General features: G+C 48.2%; 12 protein-coding genes. 6 read left to right on the top strand and 6 right to left on the bottom strand.

Annotated features, from left to right (window positions below; genetic code table 11):
• Positions 1–163: 163 nt before the first annotated feature.
• Entirely contained in the window at positions 164–763 is a 600-nt protein-coding gene (locus SD53_RS01835; RefSeq protein WP_046518505.1) for a PepSY domain-containing protein, read from the bottom strand.
• A gap of 56 nt (positions 764–819) precedes the next feature.
• Positions 820–1,725, bottom strand: a complete 906-nt coding sequence (locus tag SD53_RS01830) for a diguanylate cyclase domain-containing protein (RefSeq protein ID WP_046518504.1) — start codon at positions 1,723–1,725, stop codon at positions 820–822.
• A 321-nt stretch (positions 1,726–2,046) separates the two neighbouring features.
• Between SD53_RS01830 and cobB the strand changes: the two genes are divergently transcribed.
• The 5 genes from cobB (at position 2,047) to SD53_RS01805 (ending at position 9,565) form a co-directional block, all read left to right on the top strand.
• Positions 2,047–2,751, top strand: coding sequence for a Sir2 family NAD+-dependent deacetylase (gene cobB / locus SD53_RS01825; RefSeq protein ID WP_046518503.1), 705 nt, complete (start codon positions 2,047–2,049; stop codon positions 2,749–2,751).
• Positions 2,752–3,001: 250 nt separating this feature from the next.
• Entirely contained in the window at positions 3,002–4,603 is a 1,602-nt protein-coding gene (locus tag SD53_RS01820) for a tyrosinase family protein (RefSeq protein ID WP_082101749.1), read from the top strand.
• A gap of 66 nt (positions 4,604–4,669) precedes the next feature.
• Complete coding sequence (locus SD53_RS01815) at positions 4,670–6,634, top strand: multicopper oxidase family protein (protein WP_046518502.1); 1,965 nt, start codon at positions 4,670–4,672, stop codon at positions 6,632–6,634.
• A gap of 217 nt (positions 6,635–6,851) precedes the next feature.
• Positions 6,852–7,394, top strand: coding sequence for an SEL1-like repeat protein (locus SD53_RS01810; RefSeq protein ID WP_046518501.1), 543 nt, complete (start codon positions 6,852–6,854; stop codon positions 7,392–7,394).
• 167 nt (positions 7,395–7,561) lie between these two features.
• Positions 7,562–9,565: a PhoX family protein gene (locus SD53_RS01805; protein WP_046518500.1), complete on the top strand. Its 2,004-nt coding sequence runs from the start codon at positions 7,562–7,564 to the stop codon at positions 9,563–9,565.
• A gap of 76 nt (positions 9,566–9,641) precedes the next feature.
• On the opposite strand, the gene SD53_RS01800 is transcribed toward SD53_RS01805, so the two are convergent.
• The 4 genes from SD53_RS01800 to SD53_RS01785 form a co-directional block, all read right to left on the bottom strand.
• Positions 9,642–9,992: a putative quinol monooxygenase gene (locus SD53_RS01800; protein WP_046518499.1), complete on the bottom strand. Its 351-nt coding sequence runs from the start codon at positions 9,990–9,992 to the stop codon at positions 9,642–9,644.
• The gene (locus SD53_RS01795) at positions 9,992–10,924 is read right to left on the bottom strand and encodes a pseudouridine synthase (RefSeq protein WP_046518498.1); all 933 of its coding nucleotides are present in this window, start codon (positions 10,922–10,924) and stop codon (positions 9,992–9,994) included. Before SD53_RS01795 ends, SD53_RS01800 begins: the two co-directional genes overlap by 1 nt.
• Positions 10,925–10,983: 59 nt before the next feature.
• On the bottom strand, positions 10,984–11,538 hold the full coding sequence (locus tag SD53_RS01790; RefSeq protein ID WP_046518497.1) for a cytochrome b: 555 nt from the start codon (positions 11,536–11,538) through the stop codon (positions 10,984–10,986).
• Between the two features lie 88 nt (positions 11,539–11,626).
• Positions 11,627–12,904, bottom strand: a complete 1,278-nt coding sequence (locus SD53_RS01785; protein ID WP_046518496.1) for an MgtC/SapB family protein — start codon at positions 12,902–12,904, stop codon at positions 11,627–11,629.
• 203 nt (positions 12,905–13,107) lie between these two features.
• On the opposite strand from SD53_RS01785, the gene SD53_RS01780 reads away from it, so the two are divergent.
• Positions 13,108–14,094, top strand: coding sequence for an LLM class flavin-dependent oxidoreductase (locus SD53_RS01780; RefSeq protein ID WP_046518495.1), 987 nt, complete (start codon positions 13,108–13,110; stop codon positions 14,092–14,094).
• Positions 14,095–14,273 lie beyond the last annotated feature (179 nt).

The following is a 14,273-nucleotide window of genomic DNA, read 5'->3' as shown; positions in this document are numbered from 1 at the left end:
TGAATAAAGTCCTTCTATGAAAATAGAGTGTTAACAAGTAGTTTTTCGGCATCGGCGCAGATCCTGCTGCGCATGCTATCGAGAATCATTCTTATTTGCAAACAATTTTCATAAAGAAGGAACTTTTTTCTAATCTCCTTTTAGAAAAGCCGGAGCCAGTCCCTTAACGGCGTCGCAGCAACAAACGCATGCCCACTACTGTGGTTAGCATCAGCGCTATTAATCCAACTACACCCAATAGCTGGTCCACTGTCTTTTGCCCTGTCCATTGCAGGTAATGAGCTTTGTATAAATTGTTAATTAATTCAGTGTCTTTGCCTTGTTGTGACAAAGTTAAACTGGCCCAGTCTAGTTGGATCTGCACTCCGGTTTCGGTGATAAAACCTTGTGCTGTGGCTTGGAGCTGCTTACCATAACGCCCTGCATCCTGCGGCATCGCATCGAGGATCAAAAGCTCAAGTTCGGTATTGGAGGGTTCAGCACGCACGCTCATATCAGCAGGGTTCAGTTGCTGCCAACCTTCAGCGGTTTTCACTAATAAATGCAACCCCAGCACAGTTTGCAGCAGTTTAATTTCCTGCCACTGCGCCTGTGGCTTGATGTGAATGGGCTGACTGACAGGATAAGTTTTCACGCTCAGGGAAGCAAAGGCACCCTGATAACCAGGTTTAATAAAGAACACCAGACCAGTTAAAGCCCAGACCAGAAAGGGCACAATTAAAAACCAGCCGATGCTGCGATGGATACGACGGGACAAGGACATAAAATACGTTGCTCAACTAACGAAAAAACAATAGTTTAGCAGTCGAATGAGCAAAATTATCCGTAATTTTTTCCTGCGTCCTGCAGTAGCTCTGTAGCGATACAAAGCCTGTTGCCCCCTGCCTGTTTTGCCTTATACATGGCCATATCTGCTGCAGCTAGCAAGCTGGCCTGGTCCTGACCATCAGCAGGAAATAAAGCAATGCCAATACTGGCACAGATCTGTAGCGCCTGTTGCTTAAACATAAAGGGTTGCTGAATTTTCGCTAACAACTGATGCAAAGCAGAAAATACCGCCACTTCATCCGTTATAGCATCCATGACTAAGACAAATTCATCCCCCCCTAATCGCGCCACTGTGTCGGTTTCACGAATCGCCCCAAGTAAACGCTGAGCAACGGTCTGGAGGCAGGCATCCCCGGCAGCATGGCCGTACTGATCATTGATTTCTTTAAATTTATCCAGGTCAACAAAACATAACGCCAGTTGACTCAACTCTCTTCTGGCCCGTGCCAGCGACTGCTGCAACCTGTCTTCGAATAAAGCCCTGTTGGGAAGTTGGGTGAGCGGATCATAAAAGGCAATATGCTGTAATTGCTGTAATAACTGTTTATGCTTGGTGATATCACGGGCAACTGCCACCCGCACTTTTTGATCTTCAGACCAGCGTGCAGACCACTGAATATGAGCAATTTGCCCATCTTTGCGGATATAACGATTTTCAAAATCGATTTTATGCTCCCCAGCCATAATCTCACTGGCTGCAAGCAAAGTGCGCTCCCTGTCTTCTGGGTGCACCAGTTCAATCATGGGGCGGCCGATCATCTCTTCACTTTTGTAACCAAAGATCCGCTCACATCCTGAACTCAGGTAGACAAAACGGCCCTGCGCATCCACCACACAAATAGCTTCAAGTAACTGATCAATATAATCACTTAACGAGGTTAAGGACCGGCTTGGCATACCACTCCTGTTTGGCCTATTGAACAGCACCACAGGGTGCTTTTACACGTTCAGCCAAATGAACTGAAGGCCTTGTCACTATAGGCCAACTTTTATTCTGATAGTGATGAAAATAACAGAGTAGCGCGGAAGAAACAATCAATATGATAAAAGTGATACATTTTTCCAGCTAAGTGATGGTTCCTCACTGCACTCAGAGCAAAGCTCTCTGCCCCTGATACAAAAACGCCCCAGCCAACGAGGCTCTGTCTGCTCTGGTTCTTCACTTCGGTTGGCAGTAGGATATGAGCTCTGAGTAGGATAAACATAAGGCGCTGATTGATGCGATTTCACCATATTGTAGTGCTGACCGGGGCTGGTATCTCGGCTGAATCTGGCATCAAAACCTTTCGGGATCACAATGGCCTATGGGAAAACCATCGCATCGAAGATGTGGCGACTCCAGAAGGTTTTGCCCGTGATCCTGCTCTGGTGCATCAGTTTTATAATCAGCGCCGCGCTCAACTGTTAGACCCCAAATTAAAACCTAATGCGGCTCATCTGGCTCTGGCTCGGTTTGAACAACAGCACAAAGCCAAAGGCGGCCGCTTTTTACTGATCAGCCAAAATGTCGATAACCTGCATCAAAGAGCAGGCTCGGAGTCTGTGATTGCAATGCACGGCCAGTTACAAAAAATAAAATGTCCTGTGACAGGTAAAAATCAGAGCTGGTTAAAAGATTTAACAGCAGCGGATTTATGCCACTGCTGCAAAACTGCACAACCACTGCGGCCCGACATTGTCTGGTTTGGTGAAATGCCTTATCAGATGGATGAGTGTGTCGATGCGCTGATGCAGGCGGACTTATTTATCTCCATAGGCACTTCAGGCCAGGTTTATCCGGCTGCTGGTTTTGTGCAAATAGCGGCAGAGTCTGGTGCTCATACCGTAGAACTGAATATGGAACCGACCCGGGGTGATTTCGCCGAGGGCTATTACGGCCCTGCAGCAAAAATTGTCCCCGCTTATCTTTCTAAGTTAAGTTGAGCTGATTCTTCAGCGCTGCTCTGACAGTCTGTCGCAACACTGCAATCCGCTGTTGCACTGTGACTCGCTTCCCCCATCTTTTGGTGTAGTTGTGCAGTTCATCCTGCGATGACGTGGCTGTGCTATCGCAAAATAAATGTGCTGGCCGTTGATTTATCCAAAAAAGGGACTATGGTTGTGTAGCTTGTTCCAATAAATATCCAAATCAGAAACTACAACCTGTTGTCCAGACTACAAAAAGGATCCTTGTATGCCAGCCATTTTGTTAAAAAAATCGCTCCCTGTTGCAAAAACACTGACGCTCACTTTGTCTTTACTGCTATGCAGTGGCCTAGCGTTGGCCGAGGGCTCTTACCGTATTAGTGTAAAAGACTTTGCTTCCGATCCCGCCAGAGTAAAAGCCCTGCAACAAGGCATAGAGCGGATGAAAGCCAACAGCAAGGCGAATCCCATGTCAGCCGATTTTCGTACCAGCTTCGCGTATTGGTCCAATACCCATGGTTTCTTTGGTACGGGTAAAAACGCCACCAATCTGAAAGCCTATATAGCCTACCGGATGCCGGGCTGTTTAGAAGTGCTGGACAAAGCCACCTGCGATGCCTACTACCAACATATGAGTAACTCCACTGTGCCTCAGGATGGCTTTACCGACACTGTTTGGGGAACCTGCCAGCATGGCAACCTGAACTTTTTACCCTGGCACCGGATGTTTTTATATTTTTATGAAAAAACCTTAAGAAAACATGTCGGTGATCCACAGTTCTCTTTACCCTATTGGGACTATTTTCAGGAGCGTAGCCCAGACGGTAAAGGCTTAGCTTTACCGCAACTCGTCAGAGGACCCGCAGCAGGTTCACTGTACGATCAGTTCCGCACCCCCGGCCTGAATGACAATAAAACCGCCATAGATCCAGACAGTGCAAGTGCGGCTCAGGCGTTTGCGTTTACAGATTTCACTCACTTCTCCAACCAGCTCCAGGGACAGCCGCATGGAGCTATGCACTGCGCCGTTGGCACGGGCTGCGCCACACCTAATATGGGATTTGTCCCTATCGCAGGTTTAGACCCGGTGTTTTATATGCACCATGCCAATATAGACCGCCTGTGGCAGTGCTGGCTGAACAAAAAAGCGGCGGGGAAAACCATCGATCTGGCCTGGGCTAAAGCGAACCTTGGTATGCCGGATAGCTGGTATCAAACCAGTTACAGCTTTGCTGATGAAAATGGCAATCAGGCAACCATGACCATAGCGGATGTATTCACTCCGGGCAAAATTCCAGTGCGTTACAGCAACGAAATCGCCTGCGATATCCCAAAGGCAGCACCACAACCACTGGCACAAGCTCAAACCGGACCCAAAATGACCAAATTTAAAACTCATGCTCCGGTCAGCAGTAATAAAACTGTGGATTTACGCGGCACAACCACCAAAGTGGCATTGGATCCGCAACTTCCGGCCCAGCTAAAAGCCTCAGACAAAGTTGAGCTGCTGGCACAAGCCACAGGCGATACCTATCTGATTTTGCAGGACGTGAAAATGGTCGGAGCCCCGGCCACCACTTATAAAATTTATCTGAGCACTGAACAACACCCAGAGCAAAGGTTGTATATCGCGACTCTGAACTACTTTGGTGTCACCGACCATGCACATGCAGGTCATCAACCGGGAGATATGGGCGATCTGGTCTATAAAGTCACTGATTTAGCCCAACAGCTTGGTCATGCTGCTGCCGCTGACTTGATGGTGCACTTTGTGCCAACCAATTTGACCACAACAGAAGTAGCGGAAAAAACCAGCCAAAGCGGTATTACTGTAGGCCAAATCCGACTGGAAACAGCCCCGGCTCAATGAGGAAAGGACCAGACAACACCCGCACTGTTGCGGGTGTTGTGCCATGAGTACAACTGAGGAGTTTCTATGTCTGACACCACCTTTCGTTATCTGTCTCCACTGCCGCTGCTCTGTATCGCTGCAGGCAGTTTTGCCACGCTGGCAGAGCAACCCCGTCCCTTACAAGACCCCCCGTTGCTGGAGATAAACAGGACGCGACATGCGCCATTGACCAAAAGTCAACAACAAGCCGGAGCGCCACAACCGGATGAGGCCAGCCTGAACTGGACTGTTACTTTTACCCGCAGCCAGTTGTGGAATCCCACTATCGGCCGTTGGGACGCGGTCAATTTACGCAGCTACCAGGGCAGTCATGTTGACCCTAAAGCACCTTATGTTGCGCCGACGCTGCGGGTATTTCCTGGGGAAACCATCAGAGCGACTTTAGAGAACAAACTACCCACCGATCCGAGCTGCAGCAGTCATACTGCAGCAGTGAACAGCCCACACTGTTTCAACGGCACCAATATGCATACCCATGGTTTGTGGATCAATCCGGCTGGTAATAGTGACAACGTACTGATTTCTATCAATCCTACAGTGTCTTTTCAGTATGAATACAACATCCCGGCTGACCACCCGGCCGGCACTTTCTGGTATCACCCGCACCGTCATGGTTCTACCGCTATTCAGGTGGCCAGTGGTATGGCTGGCGCTTTAATTATTCAGGGCACACGGCAACCCACTAAAGATCAGCCCGGAGATCTCGATCTGCTGCTGACCAGTTCGGCCAATCAGACCTTTAAAGAGCGAACCATGGTGTTTCAACAAATTCAGTATGGCTGTTACACCAAACCAACCAAACCGGGTGAAAAGCCTGTGCTGAAAATGGATGCCAATGGTACTTATCTCTGCGATCCGGGTGATGTCGGCGAAATACTGGATTACTCAGGCTTTGGTCCGGGTGGCTGGAGTAAATCCGGCCGTTACACCAGCATCAACGGTGCAGTGCAGCCATTTTTTGCCGATGCCAAAGCAGGCCAAATCGAACGCTGGCGTATGGTGCACGCCGGGGTACGCGACAGTATCAACCTGAAAGTTGTTCAGTTAAAAGGTCAGCCGCTGCAAGGCCCGATTTTAGCAGCCGATGAGCAAAAGTTATTACAAAACGCCTGCACAGGGGCCATAGTGCCGCAGCATCAGATTGCGGCTGATGGCTTAACTCTCGCTGCAATCGACACTACAGAAGTGAGTGTATTTCAGCCAGGTTACCGCTGGGATACGCTCATGATGTTTCCTGAGGGCGGGCAGTATTGTGTCATAGATGATGCAGCAGCAGCTTCGGCCAACGTCGATCAAACCCCATCTGAACCCCAACTGCTGGGTATAGTGCAAGTGGCTGATGCTGCCGGTCCGGTGACATCTACGCTAGCGCAGCAACTGATCCAAAGCGCAAAAGTGAATATCAGTCCGGACATGCAAAATGCAGTGATCTCAGACTTACAAGCTGGGCTTAGATTACGTCACTTTGTGCCTCATCAGGACCTGCCAGAGACACCGAATAAGCAGTACCTGGAGTTTAATATTGATACCAGCGCCAGCCCTGTCCGCTTTGAAATTGATGGTGAACCTTATCAGCCGGGTCGTATTGACAGAGAATTGATTTTAGGCAACACCGACGAATGGATTCTAACCTCAAAACTGGCCAGCCATCCGTTTCATATTCATGTAAACCCGTTTCAGGTGGTGGCGGTATTGGATCCAAATGGCAAAGATGTCAGCACCTATGATGCCGTCGATGATTTTGACACCACGAAAAAATTCCCAGACCCACAATACAGGGGCCTGAAAGGCAAATGGAAGGACACCTTATGGGTGAAGAATGCACTGGGCAAATCCTACAAAGTCATAGTGCGGACTAAGTATCAACGTTACATCGGCGATTTTGTCTTGCACTGCCATATTCTGGATCATGAAGACCAGGGCATGATGCAAAATGTCCGCATCAGCCTGCCCGATGGCCAGGGAGGCGTCAGCAAGAGTCATCATTAAAACCCAGAGCGCAATGCAGAGCCTCTGCCTTGCGCTGTCAGCCCCCGCCAACCTTGGCAGCTCGGTCACCACACCCGAGCCGGATCGAGACAAAACCGCGGTCACTTTGAAATGAAAAGCGACATAGATGTTTACAATTTGTAACGACAGATGGGGGGAAATCTGCGACGAGTTCATTTATGCTCCAAACACTACATGAACCAGAAGGATGGACCTGATGAAAAAACTGACTCTGATGATAGCTGCGGCAAGCCTGTCACTGTTATCGACTCAAAGCATAGCCGCTGAAGGAAAAGTGGTGACGATGAATGAACTTGAATACGACACCAAGCTGGAGCTGGCGCTAAGAAATGCTCAGCAAAAAGATTATGAAAGTGCTTTTCCTGTGCTGCTGCAATATGCCAAGTACGGCGACAAGTTAGCCCAGAACATCGTAGGTACCTATATGCTGGCCGGAGTGGGCACCAAGGAAAATATAGCTGAAGGCCTGACCTGGCTAGGCCTGGCCATAGAACAGGAAGATCAAACCTGGATCAAACATTACAAGTCGCTGACTAAAAATCTCAGCCCTGAACATAAAAAAATGCTGGAAGAGCAAACCGAGCAATACAGAGCTAAATACGGTTATCGTGCTCAGTTTATGGCGTGTCGCCAGGAAGCAAAACAATTAGGTTCTAACTTAAAAACGCATCGCTGCAGAAAAATCAAAGACACAGAACGTCAGGTCAAAGTGAGAGTTTTTGACGACGCAAACTCCTGAAATCAGCCCACAGAATGAGGACGCCCCTCATTCTGTGATTGTCCGCTTTTGTCACAGAAATGTCGAATAGTCGTCTTTATTTTATCAACAAATAGTAACCTTACTGAAACAAGTAACAGCTCTAATGTCGCGTGCAGATTTTTAATTCAACCGACATCGGAGTCAAAATGCAGAACAACAATTTCCAGATCGACAATTCGGGTATAGATCCACAAACCAACTTTTCAGATAACCCTGATTTTCAATCTGTTCTGGCGTCCCGTCGCAGCTTCTTAAAAGGTTCATTAGGCGCAGCCATAGCAACCATTATGGGGACATCTTTAGTAGCTTGCAGTAGCGATACTGCAGAGCCAGTGACGGGCCCTGAAGCAGTAAAACCTGAACCTGCACCGGTTTTATTAGGTTTCACCGCGATAGCAGCCAACCGTTTAGATACAGTGACAGTTCCAGCGGGTTATACGGCACGCCCATTTTTACCTATGGGTACACCACTTTTGGGCAGCTACCCTGCTTATCTGGCTGATGGCAGCAACAGTGGTTCGGACATGGAACAGCAAGTGGGCGCGCATCATGATGGCATGCATTTTTTCCCTTTGGATGCCCGCAGCAGCAATACAAACAGCGATGAAGGTGTGCTGGTATTTAACCACGAATATCTGGATGCCAATGTATTGCATCCTATGGGGCCGACAGGTTTACCACGTCCGGCAGATGAAGTACGTAAAGAAGTGGCCGCACACGGCGTGACTGTGGCTCATATCAAAAAAGATGCGCAAGGTCAGTTCCAACTGGTTCAGGGTAGCCCACTGAATCGTCGTATTACCGGTGCTACGCCTATGGATATCACTGGTCCTGTGCGTGGTGATGCCAAAGTCGTGACTAAATATAGTCAGGACGGCACGCGCACCCGTGGCACTTTAAATAACTGTGGCAATGGTTTTACCCCCTGGGGCACCTATTTAACCTGCGAGGAAAACTGGGCAGGTTATTTTATGAATGCCGACGCCACTCAACCGCGTGAACATCAACGTTATGGTGTAGGTCGTACAAATGGCCGTTATTATTGGGAGACAGCAGATTCAGGCGCTGACCACTATCAACGTTTTAATGCATCGAGTTTAGGGGCGGACGCCAGCGAGGATTATCGTAACGAACCCAATACCTTTGGCTGGATAGTGGAAATAGATCCTTTTAACCCGGACAGCGTGCCACAAAAGCGCACCGCTTTAGGTCGTTTTGGTCATGAGGGTGTGATCTTTGCGCCTGTCGTCGAAGGCCAACCTATCACTGTCTATTCAGGCGACGATTCCACCTTTGAGTACATCTACAAGTATGTCTCCAAAGCCGCTTACTTTAAAGCCACAGCAGGAGGCCACTTACTCAATGACGGTACCTTGTATGTCGCTAAATTTAATGCCGATGGTTCAGGCGAATGGCTGGCACTGGATATCAATAATCAGGATCTGATGGCGAAAGCGGCTTTAGCTGGCGTTAGTTTCGACAGTCAGGCCGACCTGTTAATCAATACCAGATTAGCCGCAGATATTGCCGGAGCCACTAAAATGGACAGACCTGAATGGGGTGCAGTGCATCCGGTAACGGGAGAGGTCTATTTTACCCTGACCAATAACACCAGCCGCAAACCTGAGCAGATTGATGCTGCCAACCCAAGAGCGAGCAACGCTACGGGTCATATTATTCGCTGGAAAGAAAATGCTGCGACTCAGGGCCTGAGTTTTAACTGGGATATCTTTTTGTTGGCAGGTGATGTAGGAACAACAACACCGGGGACCAACCTGACCCTGACCGCAGATAACCATATGGCAAGCCCGGATGGTTTATGTTTTAGCGCCAACGGTTTGCTGTGGATCCAAACCGACATGAGTGGTTCACAACAAGGTGAAGGCCCTTATGGTAATAACCAGATGTTGGTTGCAGACCCAGTCAGTCGCACTATCAGACGCTTTTTTGTCGGACCAGTGGATGCCGAAGTCACAGGTTTAGCTTTTACCCCGGATTTAAAAACCATGTTTGTTAATGTGCAGCATCCGGGCGATCGTTCAACCCCCACCCAGTTTACCAGTCACTGGCCAGCCAACGACGGTAGCAGCAGACCCCGCTCAGCCACAGTGATCATCACTAAAGATGATGGCGGTGTGATAGGTTCTTAATACACTCTGCCTGAATAAAAAACGCCGGTATCAAAGCCGGCGTTGTTCTGGATACAACCTGAATTGTCACAAGCCGCTACTGTAATCTGGGTGCATCAAAATTTTCTGGCTCGTCGCTGTAAATACACACATTCCAGTCTGCAGCCAGTCCAGTGTCTGCCAGACAATACGTCTGGAAGAATTGGCTAATTTCATGGCGTTGACAATGCGCTTCAAAACTTGGCAGATCCGCCCAAATTTCGTTAAAAACGATGGGAAAACTATTACCCTCAGCAAAAGGGCTGGCGATTTGACGCGTGACTCTGTACTGCAAACACCCATCTTCACGCAAGGTATTTGCCTCTAAACTTTGCAACACTTTAAAAAGCTCTGCTTCTTTACCCGGCTTGGGTAAAAACTGAGCAATACAATACACTTTCTTCGACATTAATACTCCTTAGTTCCATCACTCACAGGCCAGCTCAATAACTGACGCTCTGATTCAAATTGATGCTTTAGTCCGGTTACAGGATCGGTAAAGCCTAACCCTCTGGCCACTAATTGCAGAGGCTGTGTGAAATCCAGTGGCTGATCAGACTGTTTTGGTAATAAATCCGGATAGTATTTATCAAACAGTATTGGACAGCCCAAAGACAGCATATGCAAACGCAACTGATGGGTTTTCCCTGTGTGCGGGCTTAATTCAAATAACCCAAGATCCGCTCTTTTATCGACCAGGCTCAGGCTGGAAAACGCATTCGCCTGCCCTTCCACCTGTTGCATTAAAAACGCCGGACTCGATTTTTCCAGACGGTTTTTTACCTGCCAGTGCTGAGGTAATTCCAGTTGCTGTAGCGTTTCAGACAGAGTAGCGACCGCACTATAGGTTTTCTGAACCAGACCATCCGCAAACAACTGATAATACAAAGGACGGCTTTGGCTATTGACCGAAAACAACACTAAACCTGCGGTTTCTTTGTCTAGTCTGTGTACCGCCACCACATCCTGCAATCCGGTATCCCGCTTTACCCGTTCCAGCAGGCATTCATTCACAAAGTCTCCGCCCGGTGTGACAGGTAAAAAATGTGGTTTGCAGGCCACCAGGATATGGTCGTCCTGATAAATCATCTGATGGGCAAAAGGAATTAAAGGTTCGGCCTCTACTTCGCGGTAATAACACACCCTGCGGCTGGGTAAAAAGGCAGTGTTGGCATGGATCTCTTCGCCACCAAACCAAAACACTTTGCCCTCTGCGACTCGTTGTCGCCAAATAGCAGCGTCGATGCGGTGAAATTTTTCAATCAAAAAATTCAGTACAGTGCCCCAGCCCAGATCTTTGGGCGGCAAGGTGATTTCAGAAGCTTGTTTTGCTTTACTCATAGGCCCTCACTCAAGAGGGCTCAGAGTTAAAACCTTTCGGGGATCCGCGTCAACCGCTTTTAGCCTTCAGCTTTAAATAATCCGGGCAACATGCGTTTTAAGGTGTTGTCTTTGAATCTGTAGTGATGAGCCAGTGCACCCAGGGTATGAACGGCAATCAACAGATAACCAGCCTTGCCCACTAATTCGTGAATTTCTTTAATGGAAGACGCCAGATCAGGATCCGGTCCTATCAAAGCTGGTAGTTGAAAGCCCCAGAACGGTATCACTTTATCGCCCGCACTTAATATCAGCCATCCAAGTAATGGCATCAGCAGTAAAAAGCCATAAAGTGCCAGATGCATCAGTGCTGATATTTTTAATGCTGTAGCTGAAGGCGCCGGTACTATGGGCGGTATAGGGCTAAAACGCCTGACCACAAGGCGCAGCAAGGTAATAAACCATACACTTAACCCCAACACAAAATGCACTTCTTTGATTAGATCACGCTCTGCGGTACCTTTTTCAAAAATGCCTCTGAATTCAATACTGGCGTAAATAGTGATCATCAGCAGCACGGTCAGCCAGTGCAAAGATACCATCCAGTTGCTGTAATTTTGTTGTGAAGCAGGCATAACAACCTCTGTTTTTGGTTTCTTTTTTAAATTCTGCCAGCAAAAACTTAAGGCAAGCTGAGCTGGTACAGGCTCAGTTTGACTTGTGTTAATTCAGGCTAAATAACAACAGACCAGCTAAACCCAAACCGAGTGTTGCCGCACTGATACGCAGCGCCAGAGTCCGGGTTCCTGCCACCCATACCATAGCTGTTTTCACCACTGAATTACTTAAGATGGCAATACCAAGAGCTGTGGCGGCCAGATCAAGAGCCTGACTGCGCGCCGCATAATCGGCTAAAGACAAACTAATGGCATCAACATCTGTTAAACCTGCCAGAGCAGCTAACCAATACAACCCCTGACCCGGCGCATAATGCTCCGCCAGTTTGACCAGCAGCAACACCAGCGCAAATAACAAAGCAAACTGAATAGCGGACCATAAGCTAAAAGGATTTTTTACCGGCAGCTCGGTGGCGGCAGACGCAGCTTGCAGCCTGTGTCCCAGCAGAAAAAATACGCTGCTCAAGGCGGCAGTTAACAATGCCAGCCCCAGCAAAGGCCAAAGTAATTGTTGCATTAGAGGCAGAGAAACAGCGGTGACAATTAATAAAACCCGGCCAAACATCACCAGCCAGGACAGTAAAATGCCAGCCACTAACCTGTTGGCTGCACCGCTGTCCGTTTCTGTTTTACTGCTGCGGGCAAAACTTAAAGTCATAGCGGTAGACGACACCAGCCCACCTGTCAGAGCCGTGATCATGGTTCCTTTTACTGATCCGAAGAAACGCACAGCTATATAACCAACCAGGGACAATCCAGAGATTAAAATCACCAGCAGCCAGAGTTTATAAGGATTCAGCGCCTGCCAGGGATCAACGCTATGGTTCGGCAACAAAGGCAACACAATAAAACTGGCAATCAAAAGTTTCAGGCCAGCATATAAATCGTCCGCCCCTATTTTATTAACCAGGCCATGCAACGGCTCACGAAACGCTAAAATGGCGGAGGTTAAAATAGCAAGAGATACGGCTATTTCGGCAAAGCCAAAGATGACAGCGCCACCTAATAAACAAACCGTCATCGCAGACAATTCGCTGGTTAAACCCAAAGCCACAGCTTTGGTTTTGTTTTCCAGATAATAGGAGCTCAGCACTATCACCGATACGGCCAGCAAAGCTGCGATAAAAAGCCAGGCTGTTTGTAAATATACCGACAACCAGGCACTGACAGCGCCAAGCTGAGCAAACAAAATATAGGTACGCACTCCGGCAAAAGAGCCGGGATGGTCATTGTTTTTATGCTTTTCCCGCTCAATTCCGACTAAAGCGCCAATCAGCAGCGCAATCAGAAAATTTTGCGCCAGGGTTACGTCAAATCCAGCCATTATTCATTGTCTTTGGTGTTTTTCTCAGCATAGCCGAATTTCAGCTTCGTCCCTTGATCCATCGCAAAAAACGCTGCGCTCAACGGTAAAATCCGCCGAAATACAACACAGCTCTTGAATCTGTCAAAGCCCGCACCCATTGCACATATAGTTTTATACCAGACGGTATTAAATGCCGATATGTATCTACCGACGGAGCCCTCATGATCCCTTTGTCTATTTTAGATTTAGCACCAGTCTCTGCAGGCCATAGCATCAGTGATAGTTTTGCCAGCAGTAAAGCTTTGGCGCAGCACGCTGATCGGCTGGGTTATCATCGTTACTGGCTGGCTGAGCATCATAATATGCCCGGTATTGCCAGTGCAGCAACTTCTTTGTTGATCAGCCACTTAGCCGCTGCCACCTCACGTATTCGGCTGGGAGCCGGCGGTATTATGCTGCCCAATCACTCCCCTTTGGTCATCGCTGAACAATTTGGTACTTTAGCGACTTTGTATCCACATCGGATTGACTTAGGCTTGGGTCGTGCGCCGGGCAGCGATCAGCAAACGGCACGGGCATTGCGGCGCAACCGGATGGAAAGCGAGGATCAGTTCCTAAGCGATATCATTGAGTTACAGCAGTATTTTGGCGAAGTACAACCGAATCAAAAGGTCCAAGCTGTACCAGGGCAAAGTCTGCAGGTGCCCTTGTGGATCTTGGGTTCGAGTTTATATGGAGCGCAACTGGCTGCTCATCTGGGGTTGCCTTATGCCTTTGCCTCACATTTTGCGCCTGCCATGATGGAACAGGCCGCAGCTTTGTATCGCAAGGAATTTAAACCCTCTGCTCAACTGGATAAACCCTACCTGATGCTGGCGCTGAATGTCTTTGCGGCCGATACCACTGCTGAAGCTCAACGCCTTTTCAGTTCGCTTCAGCAGCAGTTTGTCAACTTAGTCAGAGGTGTACCGGGTTTGTTGCCCGCACCAGTCGACGCTATGGATCAGATATGGCAACCTCATGAAAAAGCCTATGTCGACAAGGCATTAGCCTGCTCAGTCGTTGGCAACCCAACCGAGGTACAACAAGGCATAATAAATTTTATCGCGGCATACCAACCCGATGAATTGATGTTAACCAGCATGATGCACAACCCCGAAGCCAGACAACATTCCTTTCAAATTGCCGCCGGGTTGATTGCCCGTTAGAGCAACTGCTGCATTTTTTTTCTTCTGTCAGATCGCTTGACTTTAACCAGTCTACGCGGTCTGCAGTCATATTTCGTACAAATTGGTGTACAGCCCACCGCTTACATTTAATTACATTTGAAAACAAAATTTAATAAATTAATTGCTTTTCCCAGACAAAAAATGGCATTAAGGAGACG

Origin of the sequence: Rheinheimera mesophila, from assembly GCF_000986865.1 — a bacterium.
Lineage (GTDB): Bacteria > Pseudomonadota > Gammaproteobacteria > Enterobacterales > Alteromonadaceae > Pararheinheimera > Pararheinheimera mesophila.
This window is presented reverse-complemented; position numbering and strand designations above follow the sequence as displayed.

Coding starts and splice junctions, on each gene's coding strand:
- SD53_RS01795 (WP_046518498.1), bottom strand. CDS start 10,924: ATGAGTAAAGCAAAACAAGCTTCTGAAATCACCTTGCCGCCCAAAGAT.
- SD53_RS01835 (WP_046518505.1), bottom strand. CDS start 763: ATGTCCTTGTCCCGTCGTATCCATCGCAGCATCGGCTGGTTTTTAATT.
- SD53_RS01815 (WP_046518502.1), top strand. CDS start 4,670: ATGTCTGACACCACCTTTCGTTATCTGTCTCCACTGCCGCTGCTCTGT.
- SD53_RS01820 (WP_082101749.1), top strand. CDS start 3,002: ATGCCAGCCATTTTGTTAAAAAAATCGCTCCCTGTTGCAAAAACACTG.
- SD53_RS01780 (WP_046518495.1), top strand. CDS start 13,108: ATGATCCCTTTGTCTATTTTAGATTTAGCACCAGTCTCTGCAGGCCAT.
- SD53_RS01785 (WP_046518496.1), bottom strand. CDS start 12,904: ATGGCTGGATTTGACGTAACCCTGGCGCAAAATTTTCTGATTGCGCTG.
- SD53_RS01790 (WP_046518497.1), bottom strand. CDS start 11,538: ATGCCTGCTTCACAACAAAATTACAGCAACTGGATGGTATCTTTGCAC.
- cobB (WP_046518503.1), top strand. CDS start 2,047: ATGCGATTTCACCATATTGTAGTGCTGACCGGGGCTGGTATCTCGGCT.
- SD53_RS01830 (WP_046518504.1), bottom strand. CDS start 1,725: ATGCCAAGCCGGTCCTTAACCTCGTTAAGTGATTATATTGATCAGTTA.
- SD53_RS01800 (WP_046518499.1), bottom strand. CDS start 9,992: ATGTCGAAGAAAGTGTATTGTATTGCTCAGTTTTTACCCAAGCCGGGT.
- SD53_RS01805 (WP_046518500.1), top strand. CDS start 7,562: ATGCAGAACAACAATTTCCAGATCGACAATTCGGGTATAGATCCACAA.
- SD53_RS01810 (WP_046518501.1), top strand. CDS start 6,852: ATGAAAAAACTGACTCTGATGATAGCTGCGGCAAGCCTGTCACTGTTA.